Annotated in this window: 12 protein-coding genes; 6 read left to right on the top strand and 6 right to left on the bottom strand. The window is 49.6% G+C overall.

Annotation, left to right across the window (positions count from 1 at the left end):
- Positions 1–85 precede the first annotated feature (85 nt).
- Positions 86–2,308, bottom strand: a complete 2,223-nt coding sequence (locus KB559_RS19875) for a PAS domain S-box protein (protein WP_211024303.1) — start codon at positions 2,306–2,308, stop codon at positions 86–88.
- A 308-nt stretch (positions 2,309–2,616) separates the two neighbouring features.
- Here KB559_RS19875 and KB559_RS19870 point away from each other — a divergent pair, with 308 nt between their 5' ends.
- Positions 2,617–3,882, top strand: a complete 1,266-nt coding sequence (locus KB559_RS19870) for an MFS transporter (RefSeq protein ID WP_211024301.1) — start codon at positions 2,617–2,619, stop codon at positions 3,880–3,882.
- A 56-nt stretch (positions 3,883–3,938) separates the two neighbouring features.
- Positions 3,939–4,139, top strand: coding sequence for a hypothetical protein (locus KB559_RS19865; protein WP_211024299.1), 201 nt, complete (start codon positions 3,939–3,941; stop codon positions 4,137–4,139).
- Positions 4,140–4,468: 329 nt separating this feature from the next.
- Here KB559_RS19865 and KB559_RS19860 read toward each other — a convergent pair whose 3' ends face one another.
- The gene (locus KB559_RS19860) at positions 4,469–5,401 is read right to left on the bottom strand and encodes a manganese-dependent inorganic pyrophosphatase (protein ID WP_211024297.1); all 933 of its coding nucleotides are present in this window, start codon (positions 5,399–5,401) and stop codon (positions 4,469–4,471) included.
- A 204-nt stretch (positions 5,402–5,605) separates the two neighbouring features.
- On the opposite strand from KB559_RS19860, the gene KB559_RS19855 reads away from it, so the two are divergent.
- Together KB559_RS19855 and KB559_RS19850 are read left to right on the top strand one after the other, a co-directional pair.
- A complete protein-coding gene (locus KB559_RS19855) occupies positions 5,606–6,292 on the top strand; it encodes a response regulator transcription factor (protein WP_211024294.1) in 687 nt (228 codons plus the stop codon).
- Complete coding sequence (locus KB559_RS19850; protein WP_211024292.1) at positions 6,289–7,875, top strand: sensor histidine kinase; 1,587 nt, start codon at positions 6,289–6,291, stop codon at positions 7,873–7,875. The genes KB559_RS19855 and KB559_RS19850 overlap by 4 nt, the downstream gene beginning before the upstream one ends.
- 303 nt (positions 7,876–8,178) lie before the next feature.
- On the opposite strand, the gene hflX is transcribed toward KB559_RS19850, so the two are convergent.
- Together hflX and KB559_RS19840 are read right to left on the bottom strand one after the other, a co-directional pair.
- Positions 8,179–9,492, bottom strand: a complete 1,314-nt coding sequence (gene hflX / locus KB559_RS19845; protein ID WP_211024290.1) for a GTPase HflX — start codon at positions 9,490–9,492, stop codon at positions 8,179–8,181.
- A gap of 455 nt (positions 9,493–9,947) precedes the next feature.
- Positions 9,948–11,555, bottom strand: coding sequence for a glycoside hydrolase family 43 protein (locus KB559_RS19840; RefSeq protein ID WP_211024288.1), 1,608 nt, complete (start codon positions 11,553–11,555; stop codon positions 9,948–9,950).
- Between the two features lie 214 nt (positions 11,556–11,769).
- Between KB559_RS19840 and KB559_RS19835 the strand changes: the two genes are divergently transcribed.
- Together KB559_RS19835 and KB559_RS19830 are read left to right on the top strand one after the other, a co-directional pair.
- Positions 11,770–12,813, top strand: a complete 1,044-nt coding sequence (locus KB559_RS19835) for a LacI family DNA-binding transcriptional regulator (RefSeq protein ID WP_211024286.1) — start codon at positions 11,770–11,772, stop codon at positions 12,811–12,813.
- A gap of 177 nt (positions 12,814–12,990) precedes the next feature.
- Positions 12,991–17,754 (top strand): carbohydrate binding domain-containing protein, encoded by a 4,764-nt coding sequence (locus tag KB559_RS19830; protein WP_211024284.1) that lies wholly within the window; start codon positions 12,991–12,993, stop codon positions 17,752–17,754.
- 61 nt (positions 17,755–17,815) lie between these two features.
- On the opposite strand, the gene KB559_RS19825 is transcribed toward KB559_RS19830, so the two are convergent.
- The gene (locus tag KB559_RS19825) at positions 17,816–19,585 is read right to left on the bottom strand and encodes a glycoside hydrolase family 2 protein (RefSeq protein WP_211024282.1); all 1,770 of its coding nucleotides are present in this window, start codon (positions 19,583–19,585) and stop codon (positions 17,816–17,818) included.
- Complete coding sequence (locus tag KB559_RS19820; protein ID WP_211024280.1) at positions 19,582–21,363, bottom strand: glycoside hydrolase family 2 protein; 1,782 nt, start codon at positions 21,361–21,363, stop codon at positions 19,582–19,584. Before KB559_RS19820 ends, KB559_RS19825 begins: the two co-directional genes overlap by 4 nt.
- Between the last annotated feature and the right edge of the window lie 34 nt (positions 21,364–21,397).

The following is a 21,397-nucleotide window of genomic DNA, read 5'->3' as shown; positions in this document are numbered from 1 at the left end:
CCTCAATGAGGTCACCGGCCCGTAAAAGCGTTATCATCGTAACGATACTTTTATTTACTGAATTATGCTTGTATATTCTCTCAAATTAAAAGTATTTACTGATCACTTCAGCCACTCTCGAGTTCTTAATCGGCTTGCTGAGATAATCATCCATCCCGGCCTTCAGACAGTTCTCCCTGTCGCCCTTTAATGCGTTGGCCGTCACCGCCACAATGACCGGACATTTCTCCGGCGGAACCGTGCTCTTAATGACCTCGGTCGCCTCAAGCCCGTTCATCTCCGGCATATGCACATCCATGAAGATCATATCGAACGATTCATAGGCAATCGTCTGGATGACCTCCTTCCCGTTTCTCACAATGCGGGTGGAGTGCCCCAGCTTTTCAAGCATCTTCTGGAGGACGATTTGATTAATTTCATTATCTTCCGCGATCAGAATATGGAGCTTGCGGCCAGGCGGCTGCTCCTCTCCGCCCTCCACCTGGCAGTCGATCTTGTTCGTGTTTCCTTTAAGACTGATATCAAATATAAAGGTCGCCCCGGGGCCATCCTGAGGCTCTACCCATATTTCCCCGTCCATCAGCCCGACCAGCTTTTTGGTGATGGCAAGTCCAAGTCCGGTCCCTTCATAACGGCGGGTCATGAAATGATCCAGTTGGGAAAAAGGTTCGAACAACAGCGGGATCTTCTCCCTTGGAATACCAATGCCGGTATCCGAGACCTTAAAACGCAGACGGATCAAATTATTATCGCTGGGAAGACGGTTTACGCTGACCGTTACTCCGCCCGAATAGGTGAATTTCACGGAGTTCCCAACCAGGTTAAGCAGAATTTGCTTTAAGCGCTCTCGGTCGCCGAACAGCATGCCGGGAATGTCCGGGCTGACGAAATAGTTTAAGGTAAGTCCTTTTTTGTTTGCCCGGGCCATCAAAATATCCAGCGTCTCCGAAATGGCCTTCCGGAGATCAATCAGCTCCTCATGCAGCTCTGCCTTACCGGATTCTATTTTTGCAAAATCAAGTATATCGTTAATGATAGCCAGCAGCGTATCGCCGCTCTTGCGGATAATGTCCAGGTACTCCCGCTGAGTATCCGATACTTCAGTCGTTTCAAGCATCAAATCGGTCATACCGATCACGCCGTTCATCGGAGTGCGGATTTCATGGCTCATCATGGCGAGAAATTCGCTTTTGGCCTTATTCGTGCTTTCGGCGGCTTCCTTCGCAATAAGCAGCTTTTTCTGTTCGCTTATATCTTTGGCGATGATATAAAAGCCCACGTTCTTCTGGTTGATGATGATCGGGGCAATCGTAGTCAAAACTTCGGTCTCTGTGCCGTCCTTCGTCTTGATTTTGTCGATTCCTTTTTCGATCGTAGCATCCGTAATCGATGCGGACAAAATATTTTGCAAATGTCGCTCCTCAATAAACATGGAGAATCGTTTACCGGTCATTTGCGGGATTTTATAGCCTGTTAATTTTTCAGCCATTATATTGGTATTGATAATATGACCGTTTAAATCCAGTGAAAATACGGCGTCGTGGTTGTACTTCTTAAGGGAATTGTATCTTTCGACCGTTTCCTGAAGCTTGCGTTCCACTAGTTTCCGTTCGCTGATATCCTGTACGGTTCCGCTTATTTTTAAGGGTTGTCCATCCTCGTCATAAGTCACGATCCCGCGAATATGCAGGTATTGAAAATCTCCAGGCTGAAATTCATGCTGGAACTCAAAATCAAAGTTCCCCACATCCATGGCTTTGGCGACTGTCTCAACCAGCCGTTCCCTTTCGGAGGGATGCAGCAGTTGCAATGCATCGGTCGGAGACATTCGCTCCTCTTTCTTTTCGATACCGAACATAGGATATAGCTGATCGAACAAAGCGACCCGATCTTCCGCCACATTCCATTCCCAGCTTCCGATCCGGGCAATTCGCATCGTTTCTTCCAACATCAGTTCATCGTACTTCCGCTTGGAGATTTCCCGGCCAATCGCCAGAATCTTAGAATTCGGTTGTCCTGCATCCGCCAAACGCAGAGAAAATTCAAACCAAAGATAATGGCCTTCTTTGCTCTTGAGTCTAAGCTCGACGATACTCCTATGATGGCGCAGCAAATCCTTGCTGAGAGGAACATGGATATCCTCGGGATGACACCACTCCGAAAACTTCACACCAATTAGTTCCTCGGGGACATAACCAAGCCAGTGTGTTACCGAATCGGAACAATACAAGCCCGTTCCTTCTAAATCGCAGCAATATACCAGATCATCCATATGACCAAGAATAAACTGGTTCCAGTCCATATTCATAACAAGCCTCCGTCCCATGATACATGATAGTAGTAAAGTTAATTCGGAAGGAACCTGCAATTCTTCAAATAAGTTGTTAAAAAATTCACGATTTGCTCACAAATGAATCGTTTCCTTTTGTAATAACAAACATTAATTTAAAAGTCAATTTGAAATATGGTTTGCCGGAAAAGCGGAAAAAACCTGAAATAATTATACTTAACATTTCCCTTTTCATAGCCGCCCTAATCAAGTAATCTTTAGTATGGGAATTTTTCGCCTGCTGGACCCGTTTCTATTAGAGAGAAAACCATATTGAGGTGATGTTGATGTCCATTCAAGCACATGCTTCGCCCGCGAACACGAGTTTGTTCCGGAACCGTTTCTACCAGACCATTCTGATTTCAAACATCTTTTTGCAGATCGGGATCTGGGTCCGCAACTTCGCGATTTTGATGTTCGTAACCGACAAAACGAACAATGACCCCTTGGCCATTTCACTGATTTCCGTAGTTGAATTCGCTCCAATCTTCGTATTCTCCTTCATCGGAGGTGCTTTCGCCGACCGTTGGAAGCCGAAGCGAACGATGATCTGGTGCGACTTCCTATCCGCAGTATCCGTATTCGCCGTTTTATTGACGTTGTTATACGAGTCTTGGGAGGCCGTTTATTTCGCCACCTTTATTTCGGCGATCCTGTCACAGTTCTCGCAGCCTTCCGTCATGAAGCTGTTCAAGCAGCATGTTCATCCGGATAAGCTGCAGCAGGGCATGGCTTTGTTCCAATCCCTGGTCGCCATTTTCATGGTGCTCGGCCCAACGCTCGGCATTTTTGCCTATCACCAGTTCGGAATCCATATCTCAATCGGCGTGATGGGCGTTGCCTTCCTTCTCTCCGCCATTGTCTTGTTCCGGCTTCCCGCCGACGAAGAGCAAGAAACGAAAACGGAGCGGACGTCGAAACTGAGACAGGAGCTGGCTGACGGCTTTCGTTATGTCTGGCGCAGCCCTGTACTGCGGGTACTCGGCGCGACATTCGCCATTGCCGGTTTTTCCGTAGGTACCATTCAGACGCTTGGATTGTTCGTCGTAACGGAACGGCTTGGACAGCCAAAAGAATTCCTGCAGTTTCTTCTTATGGTCAACGGCGTCGCCATGCTGATCGGCGGAGGCCTGATTATGACACTGTCCAAAAAGGTGAAGCCGCAGGTGCTGCTTGCGTTCGGTATGGCCGTCAGCGCCGTGTGCATCGCTGGCATGGGCTTCTCCACCAGCATACCATTAACCTTGGTATTGCAGTTCTTAAACGGGCTTACCTTCCCTTGTATCCAAATCGGAATCAATACCCTGATCCTGCAATCGACGGAGCAATCCTATGTCGGCCGCGTAAACGGGGTGCTCAGTCCGATGTTCATGGGCATGATGGTCGTCATGATGTCGCTGTCCGGCGTACTCAAAAAGCTGTTCCCTCTCGTGAGCATCTATACGTTCTCCGGAATCGTCATGCTGATCGGCGCGGTCATCCTTGTCCCTATCTTTAAACATAAAGCTGCTCCTATCCCGGTTCCAGGTACAGAGGAGCCTGAGGGCGCGTAGGCATTTGTAGATGCTGATGCAGTGCTGATGCGGTGCTGGTGCTAGTGCTAGTTCTGGTGCTAGTTCTGGTGCTAGTTCTGGTGCTAGTTCTGGTACAGGTGCTGGTACTGGTGCTGGTACTGGTGCTGGTGCTGGTGCTGGTACTAGTAGTTCTAGTGCAGATGCAGGGGCAGTTTGCCCCTAAGATCCATTTCAGTAATTCAGCTTGTGTAGTGGGCTGGGGCTTGCTATCGGACCGGCGTCTTGTTGAACTTTAACGGACACAGGAGACCTTATTAGCCACATTTTAGTGATCTCGGCAATTTAACGGACATGAGGGACCTTATTCTTCGAAAATAAGCCTTTCACAGCGTCTTTTGGTCAACTTAACGGCTGTGGTGTCCGTTAGATTTGGAGATCGGCCATTTTCGGTCTTTTAAGGCCCCTGGTGTCCGTTAGCGTCCGCCTCATTCTTCATCCGAACCAGACCCGGACTTCCTTTCTGCCCATCCGGGTCCGGAGCACTTATCATAAACAAAAGAGTCCTGAAGCTTGCCGTACGTTGGCGTTGCTTCAGGACTCTTTACTGTTAATTCAGGATATTGAATTAGCGTTTGTTAAAAATATCAGTTAGTACAGGCACGATTTGCGATTTACGGGAAACAACGCCTTTCAATATCGCTTGGTTGTTCTCCAGCTTCACGCCATAGGCTTCTTCTACTGCATCAGCCGATTTACCCAATGCCAGACCGACCGAATCGTTGTTCAAAATGTCAGTAACCACGAACAGGAACAGATCCAGACCTTTGCTGTCCACGATGCCGTTCAAAGCAGCTTCAAGCTCGCTTTGACGTGCCAATACGTCGTTTACATCAACCGCATTGACTTGAGCGATTTCCACTTTTGCGCTGCCCATGGCAAACTCTTTCGCATCCAGGGAAATCAGTTGCTCAATGCTCTTGTCGCTGAGATCAGCTCCGGCTTTAAGCATGTCCAGCCCGTATTCTTCAGGGTTCACACCGGCGATGTCCGCCAGTTCACGAGCAGCGGCAACATCCTGTTCCGTGCAGGTTGGAGATTTAAACAGAAGGGAATCCGAAATGATGGCGGACAGCATCAACCCGGCAATGTTTGCGGGAACGGCGATGCCGTTTTCTTTGTACATTTTATTAAGGATCGTTGCCGTGCAACCTACCGGCTCGGCACGGTAATAGAGCGGGCCGCTGGTTTCGAAATTGGCAATCCGGTGATGGTCGATGACTTCCGCTACACGGACCTGTTCAATATCGGAAACGCTTTGTTGGCGTTCATTATGGTCGACCAAAATAACGTCCTTCACTTCTCCGGCTGCCGACTCAATAACGCGCGGCGCCTGGAAACCGAAGCGGTCGAGCGCAAATTTCGTTTCCCCGTTGACCTCGCCTAAAGCGACTGGCTCAACATTCCATCCCAGCTTGGATTTCAGGTCGGCATAAGCAATTGCGGAGCAGATCGTATCCGTGTCCGGGTTTTTGTGTCCGAAAATCAATACTTTATCCATTTGTTTACTCTCCCTTTCGTCATTTAACTTAGAAAAGTATATCCCAGAACCAGATTCACAATCAAGGGTCAAGCGTGATAGGATCAAAGAAAACCCCCGGCCAAGCTGAGGATTTCAGGTCTCCCTCAGGGGACGTTCAGCCGATATTCAGCGTAATCCCGGATAATATAATTATAATCGGCAATCGTACTGGAGGCTTTCTACATGAAAAATCTACAAGGCGTCAAAGTGATGTTAGTTGACGATGAACCTCATATCATTCAATTTTTGGAGCTTGGACTTATGAACGAAGGGTTTGAGATTCAGACTGCAAACGACGGCATGACCGCCGTCAATCTCGCTCTCGAGTTTCAGCCCCATGTCGTCGTCCTGGACGTGATGATGCCGGGAATGGACGGCTGGGAAGTCTGCCGGCTGCTGAAAAAAAATCTTAGCAACGTAGCGATCATTATGCTGACGGCGAAAGACGAGGTGGAGGACCGGGTGAAGGGGCTCACAACGGGGGCGGACGATTACGTGGTCAAGCCGTTCAGCTTCGAGGAACTGCTCGCCCGGATCGGCGCGCGGCTGCGCAACCAGTTCCCCGCCCTGTTCAGCGAGGTGACCCTCGGTCCGTTCCGGCTGGATGACCGCCGTAAAGAAATCCAATACCAGCAGCGGATCCTAGAACTATCCCCAACCGAATATGAACTGCTGAAATATTTAGTTATCAACCATGGCATTGTGCTAAGCAAGAGCAAGATCCTGGATCAGGTGTGGGGCTATGATTTCGGCGGCGAAGAGAATATCGTTGAGGTTTATATCCGCTCCCTGCGAGAAAAGCTGAACGACAAAGAGCATCGGTTGATCCGGACGCTCCGGGGCGCGGGCTATCGCGTCGATCTGCCATGAAGCTGAAGAATTGGGGCGGTGCTCTGCGCAGACTGGCGTTTCCCCGCTCGCTTCGTTCCCAGCTGCTCTCCCGTTCCCTTTTTATTCTTGCGCTTCTTCTGCTGTTGATCGGCACGGTCCAATTTGTCGTGATGAAAAACTTCCTTTACAGCAATCAGGCTGAAACCCTGTTATCCCAAATCCGCAGTCTTCCTAAAGAGCTGCTGATGAACGGCAACGTATTCCCCGCTCGCAGAGTGCGGGACGAAGCCGCAGCCCCGGCGATGCCCCAACCGACGCAGCCTGCGGACGGCTCCTCATCGTCGGAGTCGCCTGGGATTCCCGATCAGTCTTGGCTTCCCGATACCTCCGGCATCGGCGAGCGCGGACCATTTCTTTTTTTGCCGGATACATCCTTGGCATTGATCAGCAAAGATGGCGAGTTTATAAGCCGATCCAACGAATCCGGCCTCCCGGCTCCGCAACTGAGCGAAGAAGAATACGCCAGCATCCTGAAGCAATGGGAGAATAAAAAGGCCGTTGCCTACAAAATCGCCCAAGATCACAAAGGAAACGAGCAGCTGCTGGTTTTCCGGCCCGCGGAAGGGCCTTGGGACTGGGACCGGCTGATTCAAATGGGCATCGCCACCGCCCCGTTAAAAGCGATCGCCCTGCGGCAGCTTTCGATCTTCATTATCCTGTCGCTGCTCGCTCTTGGCGGCGGACTTATGCTGTACCTTCCCGTACTCCGCAAAACGCTAAATCCGCTAGATCGGATGGTCAATACGGTGGAGGCTCTGGATGCCGGCAATTTGGACCGGCGCTTCCCTTCCTCGCTGGGGCAAACCGAAATCGACCGGCTGGCGAAATCGTTTAACGGCATGCTGGAGCGGCTGCAAACCTCCTTTGCAACCGAGCGGGAAGCCAAGGAGCAGATGCGCCGCTTCATCGCCGATGCCTCGCATGAACTGCGGACGCCGCTAACGTCCATTCACGGCTTTCTGGAAGTGCTGCTTCGCGGGGCCGCCGACAAGCCGGAGCAGCTGAATGCCGCGCTGAACAGCATGCTTGGCGAGGCCAAGCGGATGAAGAAGCTGGTCGAAGACCTGCTGATGCTGGCCAAGCTGGATCGTCAGCCGGTCGTCAACCGTACCGAAACCCGCCTCGATACACTGGTGGAGGAAATGGAGCCCCATCTGCGAATGCTCGCCGGTGACCGTACAGTCAGCTTTAGCCTCACCCCGGACATCAAGAGCATGGTCGATTGCGATAAAATCAAGCAAGTTATTCTGAATTTGTTTCACAATGCCGTCCAGCATACGGATCCGACAAAGGGGGCAATCACGGTCTCCTTAACCATACCGGCGAAGAATCTGGCACGCTTAAGCGTACAGGATAATGGCCCGGGAATACCGGCAGAGCACCTTCCGCATGTGTTCGAGCGTTTTTACCGCAGCGAGATCTCTCGTACACGCAAACAGGGAGGCGCGGGTCTCGGGCTTTCCATCTCCCAATCGATTGTGCAGGCCCATGGGGGACGGATCGACGTGCAAAGCACAGCCGGAGCGGGCGCAACCTTTTGGGTCGAGCTACCTGTTCTGTAATAAGGCAAGCCCTTACTCCAGCCGCAGAAATGAATTTAGATGTTTTTGCTTCCTCCTTGTTTCAAGAATTTCAGCAATAATGCAGTATTCTGATGCTCAGAAAAGGCTTAAAGGATAAAATCCTGCGAAAGTGCAGGTTTTTATCCCTTTTTTAGCAAACGGGGTGCACAACGTGGAATATTAATGTACTTTTGCAGGAAGTCATCTTCAGATTGGCCATATTTAAAAGGAAAGCTGCACTTTCGCAGCTTTCCTTCTTTTTAACATCCCCATGGTGATATCGGGGTTTATTAACTATTTACTTTAGTCGTTTACTCCGCTCTCATCGCCCTCCGCGCTCGCACTTTCTTCGGTGCCTTCCAGCGCGTACTGCTTATACTTTCCGTAATCGCTCTGCTTGCACTCCATCGAAAGTTTGGTCCCTTCAGGCTCATAGCTCGTTTCAAAGATATGGGCATGCTCGTTGAAATATGAGACGACCGCTCCTTGATCATAAGGAATCAACATTTCGCAGCGGATGTAGTCCTTAAACACCCGCTCCCGGATTAATCCGATCAGTTCCTGAATGCCTATTCTTGGTTTGGCCGCAAGGAACACTTTATCTCCCTGGACCTCGGGGATCGCTCGCTCGGCCAGGTCGGACTTGTTATAGGCGTAAATGACCGGAATGTCCGTAATTCCAATCTCTTTCAGCGTTTGGTTCGTAATGTCGATCAGCCGCTCGTATTCCGGATTAGAGTAATCCACCACATGGATCAGCAGGTCCGCTTCAGCCACTTCTTCCAGCGTGGAACGGAACGCCTTGATCAAATGATGCGGCAGCTTGCTGACGAACCCGACCGTATCCGTCAACAGGAACGTTTTGTTGTCTTCGAGCGGGATGCTGCGAACCGAGGTTTCCAGCGTCGCGAACAGCATATCCTTTTCAAATACCTGCTTCTCCTGCTCCGGGTTAAACCGCTCCATCATCGCGTTCATGATCGTCGATTTGCCGGCATTCGTATAGCCGACGAGTGAGACGACGGGCACATCGTTCTTCTTGCGCTGTTTGCGCTGGGTTTGCCGGTGCGCTACGAGCGTCTCCAGCTCTTTGCTCAGCGCGGTGATCTTCTCCTCGATCCGCCGGCGGTCGAGTTCCAGCTTCGTCTCCCCTACGCCGCGGTTTTTGGTGCCTACCCCGCCGCTCTGACGGCCGAGCGATTCGCGAAGCCCGACAAGCCGCGGCAGCATGTACTTGAGCTGGGCCACTTCCACCTGAAGCTGGGCTTCCCTCGTCTTAGCCCGCTGATCGAAAATATCGAGAATCAGTATGGTCCGGTCGATAATTTTACAATCCAAATCGGCTTCCAAATTTCGAATTTGGGAAGGAGACAGCTCATCATTGAAAATGACGAGATTGCCATCGTTCGCTTCCAGGAGTGCACGTACTTCTTCAATCTTTCCCGTTCCGATGTAGTGGGAAGAGTTGATTTTCACCAGATTCTGGGTGAGCGTCGCTGTGACTTCAATATCGCAGGCTTCGGCCAGATTGGCCAGCTCCTCCATCGAGTATTCAAAATCCTTTTGATGATTCAAATTAACTCCGACCAGGACCGCTTTTTGCTGTAGTTGTTCCATATATAAATTCCTCCCTTAGGAAAAATAAGATCGTCCCCGCAAAGAGACCACAGTGCTCACTGTACCTAGCTTCTCCCAATTCATGGCGGGGACACCGGAAGAAACAAAAAAACACAGGAAGGATTCCCTGTGTCGGTTCAAACGAAAACGTCGCAGACCTCCGCTTGGCTACGGCAAACAAACGTCTCCCGTAAAGCGGCGCCCGCAAAGTCGGCATATTCTATTCAAAAGTTGAGTCCCTTCGTCATAGCATACCTATCCCGTTTGCCCTGCACAGGTGCAGAGCCTTTGAGCACTATTCAATTAGCCGCGCAAAGTGGAAAAACGGAATTTAATATTAATCACGAGGAACCCTCCGTTCGCTTAAGATAGTTCTACTGTAACATAAAGCGCTACTCATGACAATTTGAGTCCTTGAAATTTATGGCAGAGAAAGAGCCCCGCTAGAGGCTAGCCTAAAACTCCTCCGTACTCCGGCAGATGAAATAATCGAAGTCCGCCGCTTTCTTTTCCCCGCTCAAATCCTGCACGCATAGCCCGACAAATGCACCCGTAAAGCCCCAATCCGTAAAGAAACCATCCGTATGCCGGGTCGCGTATTCATCCGATAAATGCCCGAATTGAAGCGGGCCGCCGACCTTCATCCAGCTCTCACGGTCCGGGGAGGCCAAGAACTGCATCTCGTTCCCTTCGATCCGCACCTTCAAATAGCACTGGTCCCAATCCTCAACAGAAAGCTCTTCGGACAAGGCCTCATCATAAGCTCCATTATCTCCGACCAGCACATTCAGCGTTTTTCCGAGCTGCTCATCCCGGCTGATCCGCAGATAATAGTAGTTCTTGCTGTTGTAATAGCAAATTAGTCCGGCCATTTGCTGGAAATGCTCCGGCTCGAATTCGACCGCCGTCTCCGCTTCGAACGAAAAATGCTGAATCCGCTTAGCAATAAGGCTTTGGCTAAAGTGAGAGTTCAGCGATTGTCTGCCGTAGAGACGAAGGTATCCCGGGCGTTCCGTCAGGCTCAGCCAGGAAGCGTCGGCAGGCTCCCGCAAAGTGGAGTACGCCGCACTTAAAGAAGGCTCATCAAAATGATCGCAATCTACTGGTATGGAAACCGGAGCGGCATGCAGATCAGGAGCCTGTACCTCTAATTGTGGGCGCTGTCCGTTTACAGGTCGAATCCATCCGTTTTCGGTCCATTCGCATTTCTGGATCGCCGTCTCTCTTCCTAGCGGGGATTGCTGCAGCCCAGGGAGCGGCCTAGAGCACAAGTGAACCAAGTACCATTCCCCGTTTTGTGTCTCTACGAGACTGCCATGACCGGCCTTTTGCAGGGGCAAGCTCAGGTCGCCGTGGGACGTCAGGATCGGATTCCCCGGATCTACTTCATACGGCCCGTTCAAGGAGCGCGACCGCGCTACGGTCACGGCATGCTCGTAACCTGTTCCTCCCTCGGCAGTCATCAGGTAATACCATCCGTTTCTTTTATAAATATGCGGCCCTTCCGTACACCCTAGCTCCGTCCCCTTGAAAATCACCTCTTTGGGGCCGATCAGCTTTCCTTCCGTTTCCGAATATTCCTGCAGCACAATGCCGTGAAATGGATTACGATTCTTCCGGTGGTCCCAGATCAGATTGACAAGCCATTTGCGACCGTCGTCATCATGGAACAGAGACGGATCGAAGCCGCTGCTGTTCAGATAAACGGGATCCGACCACGGACCGCGAATATCGGTCGCCGTCGTTAAATAATTCGGCGTATCCTTGAATGCACCGGCCAGGCTTTTAACATCGGTATAGATTAGATAAAATACACCTTCATGATAACTGAGACAAGGAGCCCAGATCCCGCCGGAATTCGGATTGCCTCTCATATCAAGCAGGCGGCGCTCGTCAAGCGGATGTCCGATCAGCTCCCAATGGACCAGATCCTTAGAGTGATGAATCTGTACCCCGGGGAACCACTCGAATGTTGATGTGGCAATATAATAATCGTCTTCAACGCGTAAGATCGACGGATCGGGATTAAACCCTTTCAGAATCGGATTTTGAATAGTTGTCATGGCGATTGCCCTCCTGTTTGCGCGTATTGTTCTATAAGTTTCACCGTGCCGGTCGTTATTCCCTTTTTAAAGCTATAAATAAAGTAGCACAACTCTAATCGTAGCATATTCGGTCCCGTAAGCCGCATCACGCATGGATGTCTCGTTCTAATTGACCCGGCCCGGTCTTTATTGTATTTTGGACATAACTAATCAGGACAGGACGATTCTTTCTATGAATATTTTCGACATTGCTAGAATAGCCGGCGTCTCCCGGAAAACAGTTCAACGTGTGCTGAACAACTCCGCCAGCGTCAGCCCAAAAACCCGCGAGAAAGTGCTCGGGGTCATGGAAGAATACCATTATGAACCGAACTCGGCCGCCCGCAAGCTTTCCTCCAAAAGAACGCATACGATCGGCTTGTTTATTATTCAGGATAAAAGCAACTATACCTTATACTCAGATGACATGTACTACGGGGCCGCGATCGGGGCCGTTATCAGCCATTGCTTTGAGCGTGGTTATAATACACTGGTGACGATTCTGGATGTCTCGGATACTTCGGCTCTATTCAGCCAATACAAGCAGAAGAACATTGATGGCGGGATTGTCATCAGCTGGTCGAATGTTCAGAAGCTTATGGAGCAAATCAAAGAAGCAGGCTTTGAAATCTGCGTGTTTGACCCCAACAATGCTCCGGACGGAGGCTTGTCCGTTCCTGCACCAAAGATTGACAATCGAAAGGCCACTTATAAAGCTATTGAATATTTGGCTGCACTGGGTCATACGAATATTGGAATGGTTACGGGACTGCTGAATAATCCGTCGGGTCTGGAACGCTACGAGGGGTTTATGGAAGCGATGCAGACTCGGAAGCTGCCCGTTTCCCAAGACCGTATTTTCCATGGCGACTTTACTGAACAAAGCGGGAAGGCCGCCGTTGAACAGTGGATTTCTGAAGGCACCTTGCCCACCGCAGTATTCTGCTCAAACGACCTTACGGCGATCGGAGCCATGAAGGCTTTGGCCGCTCATAAACTGAGCGTCCCTGACGACATTTCTGTCATTGGCTTTGATGATTTGTTAATCTCGCAGTATCTTCATCCAGCTCTAACAACACTGCGTGTTCCGCGTGTGGATATGGCCGTATCGTTAGTGAATCAATTAATCTCCGTTCTGGAGGAAGACGGCAATGCGGCTGAGGAGACCCTCTTTGAAGCGGAGCTTATTGTAAGAGATTCATGCAGCGCTACGAAAATAGCCAGAAAATTTTCGTAGCCGCTACGCATTGACACTCAAGTAGCAGGATACTATATTATATTTATCTTTGTCCCATGTGAGACAAAATTAATGTAAGCGAATTCACGGGGAAGGAGTAAAGCTGGATCAAGGCATTGAATTAGTATGCGCAGTAAAGGGCACGAGCTACTAAAATCTAAGAGGGAGATGCAGAATATGAGGAATCGTTTGGTCCGCAAAAGTACATCCCTGGCGTTGTCTCTGCTCATTGTGACGAGTGCGGTATCCGGAGTAAGCTCCGCCCAGTTCGCAAACGGGCAGACTTCGGCAGTTGGGGTGCAGCAGCAATTTAACGATTTGTCCAAGAATCACTGGGCAGCCAATTCTATTGCCCGTTGGATGAATCATGACATCATTCAGGGGTATGGAGATGGGACCGTTCGTCCGAATGCTCCAATCACAAGGGCAGAATTTACAGTCATTATGAACAAGGTGTTTGGCTTGACTCAGAAGCTGAACCAGTCCATCTCGGATGTCCCAGCTGGGACATGGTATGAAGCCGACATTTCCAAAGCGGTTCAAGCCGGATATATCAAGCTGAATGCTGCGGGAAAATCAAACCCTCATGCTCCCCTCAGCCGGGCTGAAGCCGCTTATGCACTGGATAAACTGTTCAGCTTCAGCCAAATGGGCGCAGATTCATCAGATACCGCGCATTTCAGCGATTTGACGGGCATGAATGCCGAAATGCTGGAGGCCGTTAATGCGCTCGCGGCTGCCGGATACTTGAAAGGTTATTCCGATTCAAGCTTCAAACCGCAAGGAACGATGACTAGAGCGGAACTCATGACATTAATAGATCGTGTTATAACCGGTTATTTAGACAAGAAAGCAACGTTGTCCGAAGGCACGGTGAAAGGCAATGCACTGATAAATAAGGCCGATATTACGTTGAAGGATACAGTGATCGAAGGCAACCTGTATTTAACTGCCGGAATTGGGGATGGCACGGCTGTACTTCAAAACGTTGTTGTCAAAGGAACAAGCTTTGTACCCGACAGCAATGCGGGAATTCAATTTAACGGCAGCTTCAAGCAAATCGTTGCCGTTCCGACAGGCGATCATCAGCCGATCCTCACGATTTCGGGAACCGTAGAGGAACTGAAGCTTGACGGAAACGCCAAAATTATTTTGGCGGAGGGCGCGGTAATCAAGAAGTTGACTGTTGGTGAACATGCCGGCAAAGCAGTTATCGAAGGGAAAGGCAAAGTGGAGAGTATTACGAACAAGTCGGACGGTTTAACTATGAACGGAAGTAAGGTTCCGAAAAGTACGGACAGTCCATCCGGCAGCGGAACCGTGAATAATGGCGGCAGTACGCCGGGGACCGGTTCGCCAGGAAACAATAATGGCGGCACACCAGGAGGTAACAACGGCAATCCGAATCAAGATTGGACGCTGACCTTTGCCAACGAGTTTAACGATGTTTCCGATTTGCAGAATTGGACCGCAGAGATTGGCACCGGCAACAACGGCTGGGGCAATAACGAGCAGCAATATTATAAAGCGGAGAATGCTACCGTGGAGAACGGCAATTTGGTCATTACCGCGAAAAAAGAAGAAATCGAGGACAGTCACTATACTTCAGCCCGGCTTGTGACCCGGGATAAATTCTCTCAGACATACGGCAAGTTTGAGGCGCGTATCAAGCTTCCGGGAGGCACCGGATTCTGGCCGGCATTCTGGATGATGACGCAGGACAGCACTTACGGAACCTGGGCTTCGTCCGGCGAAATCGACATCATGGAGAGTCGGGGACGTTTACCTGAAATAGGGATCGGCACTCTCCATTATGGCGGGGAAGCACCTAACAACGTGTATACCGGCCAGGAATACCCGCTTCCCAACAACGGGACGGCAACGGACTTCCACACCTATGCCATAGAATGGGAACCCGGGGAAATCCGGTGGTATATTGACGGCATTCTTCTTCAAACCCAGAACGACTGGTACAGCATAAGTAAAAACCAAGCGGCGAATAATGCCTATCCGGCTCCGTTTGACCAGGACTTCTACATGATCCTGAACCTGGCTCTTGGCGGAAACTTTGATGGCGGCAGACCGATCGACGAAAGCTTGCTCCCGGGCAAAATGTATGTGGATTACGTTCGAGCTTATAAGTTGACCGGACGGCCGTATCGGGAACCTGTTCCTCCTGTAATCGCAAAAGAGCCTATTCCCGCAGATGCGCAAGCTCCTTTAGCGGACGGAAACCTGCTTTATAACAATAATTTTGATCAAGATGATACAACTAAACCGAATTTGAAATACCTGAATGGCACCGGATCTTCCACAGAAGTTCCGAATACGGACTATTGGTCGCTGTTTGAAGGCGACGGTGGCGCTGGAAGCGTAAATATTGAGAAGATCGGCGAACAAAATTACGCCAAAATCGGCATTAAAAATGCAGGTGTCCAAAACTATTCGGTTCAGCTGCTTAACACGGCATCGCTTGTAAAGGGACATTTCTACAAAGTCTCTTTTGACGCCAAGTCAGATGCAAACCGCAACATGATGGCCAGAATGACAGGCGGAGAAAGCCGCGGATTTGCCGCTTATTCCCCTGCAAATATTTTCGATTTGACCGATCAGATGCAGCGCTTCGAATATCAATTCCAGATGAAGGCGGATACGGATATTGCTGCACGAACGGAATTTAACGTAGGCTTAAACACAAGTCCGGTATGGATCGGCAATGTTCGTGTGGAAGAGATCGATACCATTGCTATTGACGATGATATGCGGAAAGAACCGCTCGACGGCGACGGAAATCGGGTATATAACGGAAGCTTTGATCAAGGGCGTCAGGACCGGATGACGTTCTGGCATGTCGTAACAGCGGACAATACCAACGCAAAGGCATCGGTCAATCCGGCCACCCGTTATCTCGGTGTGAATATACTGAATGCGGGCAACGGCAATGCCAATGACGTAAGTGTACTGCAAAGAGGTATTTTACTTGAGGCGAACCAGACCTATGAATGGACTTTTGACGCTAGCGCTTCTACGCCAAGGGATATTCAAGTTGAGCTGGTGAGTAATGATGGATCTGAAACCTACTTTAGTAAAAAAGTATCCCTGGGCAGTGATGATGTGCATGCAGCAAGCTCGAAACATACTATCGACCTTACGATGACAGGAATAACCGATCCTAATGCAACGTTGGCCTTCCGTTTAGGCGGCGCTGACGGAACGGTCAATCTCGATAACGTCAAGCTCATTCAGACATCAATCGTTTATGATCCGGATACGGTATTCTTCCCCCTAACGAACGGCAGCTTTGATAGCGGGCTTGCGCCTTGGGAAGCGGCTGTTGATACCGGAGGAAGCATGACAGCTTCTCACGAGAACCAGGCTGCAAAGCTGTCGGTAAGCGCCCTTGGGCAAAAGCCGTGGAGCAACATGTTTATGCAAAACAACATGAGTTTGACGAAGGGCGCAATCTACGAGCTGTCCTTTGACGCGTATTCTACAATAGAGCGAAAAATGGAGATTGATATTGAAGACAGCTCCTATACTCGCTACTTTGATGAAATCGTTGATCTTGGAACATCCCCTCAAAACTACAAGTTTACATTCAAGATGGGTAAAGATGTCTTGGGTAACCTTAAATTTTTCCTGGGGAATCTGGCCGGTCAAACAGTAAGCGGTCCGCATGACGTATTTATCGATAATGTGGTCTTCCAAATTAAAGATGCGCCAAAAATGGAGCGTTCCCCAAGTCTTGTAGCGGACACTACGTATAATGTCGTAGGTCAGCCTATTGAGATTACGTTCCAGGATGATGAGACTTGGCGTAAAAACATTTCTTCCGTTAGTATCAATGGAGCTAAGGTGTCCGAAGATCAATACACTTTTGCAGAAGGCAGAGTCACATTGGATGCGGCATTATTCCCTAATGCGAGCAGCTATAAAATCAGAATTGAAGCGAAAGATTACACTTTTGCCAGTGTGACGCAAAGAGTCATGAATGCAGACGGTAATTTGTTGTTGAACGGCGATTTCTCGAATAGAACGTCGGACTGGGAAGTATGGAGTGATGGGAACTCATCCCTTGCGGAAAATGCGGGGGCAGCGGTCATTACCATCCCTTCACTCGGCAGTGGCCAGGGCTGGTCTACTCAGTTTTATCAGGCAGACATTCCTTTGGAGGCAGGTAAAACCTATGAACTGTCCTTCAAGGCGAGCGCAAGTGTGGAAAGACCAATCGTATTAGAATATTCGAACACGACGTCCATCACGCCTAATCAAGTCAAATTTGCACTCTCAACCACTAGTGCAACATATACTGCCAAATTCACTGCGACAAAACCGGAAACCCTGAAGCTGAACTTCCTAATTGGAAATGTAACAATGGGTTCGCTGACAACGCCGGACGTACCTCATACGATTACGTTTGACGATCTGTCCATTAAGGAAACGACCGCAACCACGCCGGAAACTCCGGTTTCTCATGAATTCGTAAACGGCGATTTCGGGAATGATCTGAGCGGCTGGCAGATTCATCAGCAGGGCGTCTATGAGCCTTATGCAGGTAAGGCTGATATTTCCGTAGTGGATGGCAAGGCGAAAGTTGACATTACGGAGGTAGGCTGGTTCTGGTGGCATATTCAACTGCATCAGGATAATATCGCATTAAACCAAGGCACCTACAAACTGTCTCTGGATTTAAGCTCGGAGCAAGCCCGCAATATTTATGTTCAGCTCAAAGATTCTGACGATGACCCGATTCAAACATTTTCGGTGGATAAAAACACTAAGACCTATGAAGCCATCATTGAAATTCCAAGTGACGGGTCATACCAACTTATCATTGGCCTCGGCCGAGACGATAAAGCTGGAGATCCAATCTTGAATACTCCTTACACAGTCTGGATTGATAACATTTCGATGGAGCCATACTCGAACCCCATCAACTGATATTGAAGTCTCACAAATGCAAACGCACTTGTCCCTTTGGGGGCAAGTGCGTTTTTTCGTCTTAAAAATCAGTCTGTCCTTCATTAATCCTCTTAATGATATCCAGCGGTACCTTAGGTTCTCGGTTCCAGGTCAGCAGGCCGCAGATCTCCGTTTCCGTGTCGGTCAACTGCGTATAGCAGTACCCTTGAACCAGCTTGGATACGACGAATGGATTGATGACATCCACCAGTTGCTGCACAAACTGATCCCCATTCTCCGCCTTGGGCTCTACAACGGGAGCGGCAGATTCAGTGTGGTAGTTCACGCCTCCGAACTCGGTACACAGCACCGGCTCTCCTCCGTAGGAAAATCCGGGATTGTAAATAAACTTACGGCCTTCCAGCCCCGGCATATCCGTCAGGATATTTTCGATGTCGGAGTAACGCTTATGCAGAATTTCCGGGTCCTTACCGTAGTCATGCACGGTGCATAAATCCGACTTGCAGTGCTCCCAGCCGTCGTTGGAAATCACCAGTCTGGTCGAGTCCACCGATTTGGTAAAATGGTACAGAGACTGGGCATGATGCTGCTGCTTCTCGTTGTAGTAAATGTCGGCGACGCCCCAGCTCTCGTTTAAAGGCACCCAGACGACGATGGAGGGATGATTATAGTCCCGCTCGATGACTTCCTTCCACTCATCCATCATCCGATGGGCATACTGCTCGCTGTATACATAAGCGGCCGCCATTTCTCCCCATACTAAGGCCCCCAGCTTGTCGCACCAGTACAGATATCGCGGATCAGCCACCATCATATGCTTCCGCAAACCGTTAAAGCCCATGGCCTTGCACAATTCCACGTCCCTGCGTATGGCATCATCACTTGGCCCGGTCAGCAAGCTCTGCGGAAAATATCCCTGATCCAGCACGAGCTTCATCTGATATGGCCGATTATTAAGGCATAGTTTTCCGTTATCGACGGAAATTTTCCGCATTCCGAAATAGCTTTCGATCCGGTCGACAACCACTCCATCCGCCTTTAGCTCAAAGGTTACGTCATACAGATTAGGCTTCTCGGGCGACCACCAGCGGCCCATCCCATGATCGTTAAAATCCCGTAAGTTTACGCGCCAGGACTCCACGCCCGCAAAAATCTTTCTGCACTCTTCCGCAATCTTCTCCCCGTTGAATTCGATTGAAGTCACCAGTTCAAGCCGGGTCCGCTCGTTCCAGCCTTCCACGAAGGACTGGATCTCGATTTCGTTGGTATCCAGGTGCGGGGTGAAACGCACCTTCTCCAGATGAACTTCTTCAACAAACTCCACCCAGACGGATTGCCAGATGCCTGTCATGTTCGTGAACCACATGACCTCGCCTTTTTCTTTCCAGTATTGCTTGCCTCTCGGGATCGTCAGATCCGTCAAATAATCTTGCGCCATCACGGTAATCACGTTTTGATTATTCTCAACCAGCTCGGTGATATCCAGCGAAAAGGAGGAGAATCCGCCGCGGTGGTTCCCGGCCCGCTGGCCGTTTACCCAAACCCGGCATTCGTAATCGACCGCCCCAAAATGCAGAATCACGCGTTTTCCGGCGTACGCTTCGGGAATGTCGAACGTTCTTTGATACCAGACCCGGTCATGATTGCTTTTATCTTCAACTCCGCTTAATTCGCTCTGGTAACTGAACGGAACCGTAATTGCAAGCGGGAGCTTGCCGGTGCTTTGAAACCACTTTTCTTTTAAACCAAGATTATGGTCATCGAACGCAAAGGACCACTTCCCGTTCAAGCTCTGCCACGAATCCCTTACGAATTGGGGACGGGGATAATCCGGTCTCACAGCTGTCATAAGTTCTCGTCCTCCTCCCATTCAAACTTACCTTCATTCATCGCCCGAATCGTCTCCAGTGGAATTTTTGGTTCGCGGTTAAAGTCCAGCAACCCGTTGATTTCCTGTTCCACATCAGTTAATTGGGTATAGCAGTATCCCTGGATTAGCGACGAATCCTGCATAGCTTTGATTACGGCATGTACCCGCTTCTTGAAATCCGCCTCATCGGTAGCTCCCGAGTAGCCCCAGCCGCTTATCTCGCCTTTTTGGAAGGAAATCCCGCCAAACTCCGTCATCAGGACCGGCTGGCCTTCATATTGATAGCCTTTGACATAGACATCCCGGTTTTGCGGAGCATCCAACGCGGACTCAATGTGACTGTATTTCTCCACCAGCTTGTCGTAATCCCATTGATAATCATGGATCGTGCACAGATCCGATTGAACGTGCTCCCAACCGTCATTGGAAATAACCAGCCGGGTCGTATCCAACGATTTCGTCAAGTGGTACATGGCCATCGCGTGCTGACGCTGCTGATCATCCACCTTAATATTCGGAATCCCCCAGCTTTCATTTAAAGGAACCCATACGATGATCGAAGGACTGTTAAAATCACGGTTCACCGCTTCGATCCATTCCGAAGTAAACTTCTGCACGTAAGCTTCGCTAAAGGCAAAGGCATTGGCAGCCTCACCCCAGACCACGAGTCCCAGTTTGTCGCACCAGTACAAAAAGCGGGGATCTTCAATTTTCTGATGCTTTCTCACGCCGTTAAAGCCCATCAGTTTGGTTAGCTCTACATCCCTTTTCAATAAGTCATCCGAAGGTGCGGTAAGAATGCCTCCCGGAAAATATCCCTGGTCAAGAACCGCTTTCATATAAAAGGGCCGGTTATTCAGGCACAACTTTCCGCTATCGACCGAAACTTTACGCATTCCAAAATAACTGCGTACCACATCGGTCTCAATGCCGTTGACATAAACCCGATATTCCACATCATATAAATTCGGATGTTCCGGACTCCACCACCGTCCCATGCCATGATCGTTAAAATCATGCAGCTCAATACGGCGTTTTTGTTTGGCGGCGATAATTTTGCACTCTTCATCCGCAACGACTTCGCCTTCAAAAGTAATAAGAGTCCGAACCTTAATATCCGCCTCGTCCGACCAGCCGGCAATCACATATTGAATGCCGATCTCATTGCAATCGATGTCCGGATAATAAAACACGCCGTTCAAATGAACCGGTTCCACCGCTTCGATCCACACTGACTGCCAGACCCCTGTCGTCGAAGTGTAAAAAATCAATTCGGATTTTTCTTTCCAGAATTGTTTGCCGCGTGGTAAAGTTACGTCCTTGCTGTAATCTCTCGCCTGCAGTGTAATTTCGTTGGAGTCATTCTGACTTAGAAGACTTGTAATATCCGCCGAAAAAGGAGTATGTCCACCTTCATGGGCAACTGCCAGTTGCCCGTTTACCCAAACCCGGGCCGAATAATCAACGGCTCCAAAATGCAGGATGATCCGCTTCCCTTTCATTTCCCGGGGAATTTCGACTTTTCTTTTATACCAGACTGTATCGTGAAATTCCGGTGTTCCTATGCCGCTTAATTCGCTTTGGTAACAGAAGGGAACCTGAATTCGCTGTTCCAAAGTCTTTTCCCCGTACCATTGTTCATCAAGTCCAATTTGTTCATCGTCGAATTGAAACTGCCATTCGCCATTGAGGCTCATCCATGATGACCGTTCAAATTGGGGGCGGGGGTAATCCCCCCGCATTAATATGCTGCTCATGGTGTTCTCTCTCCTCACTCACTCAATCAATCAG

The sequence above is a fragment of the Paenibacillus sp. Marseille-P2973 genome, assembly GCF_018101095.1.
Taxonomy (GTDB): domain Bacteria; phylum Bacillota; class Bacilli; order Paenibacillales; family Paenibacillaceae; genus Fontibacillus; species Fontibacillus vini.
This window is presented reverse-complemented; position numbering and strand designations above follow the sequence as displayed.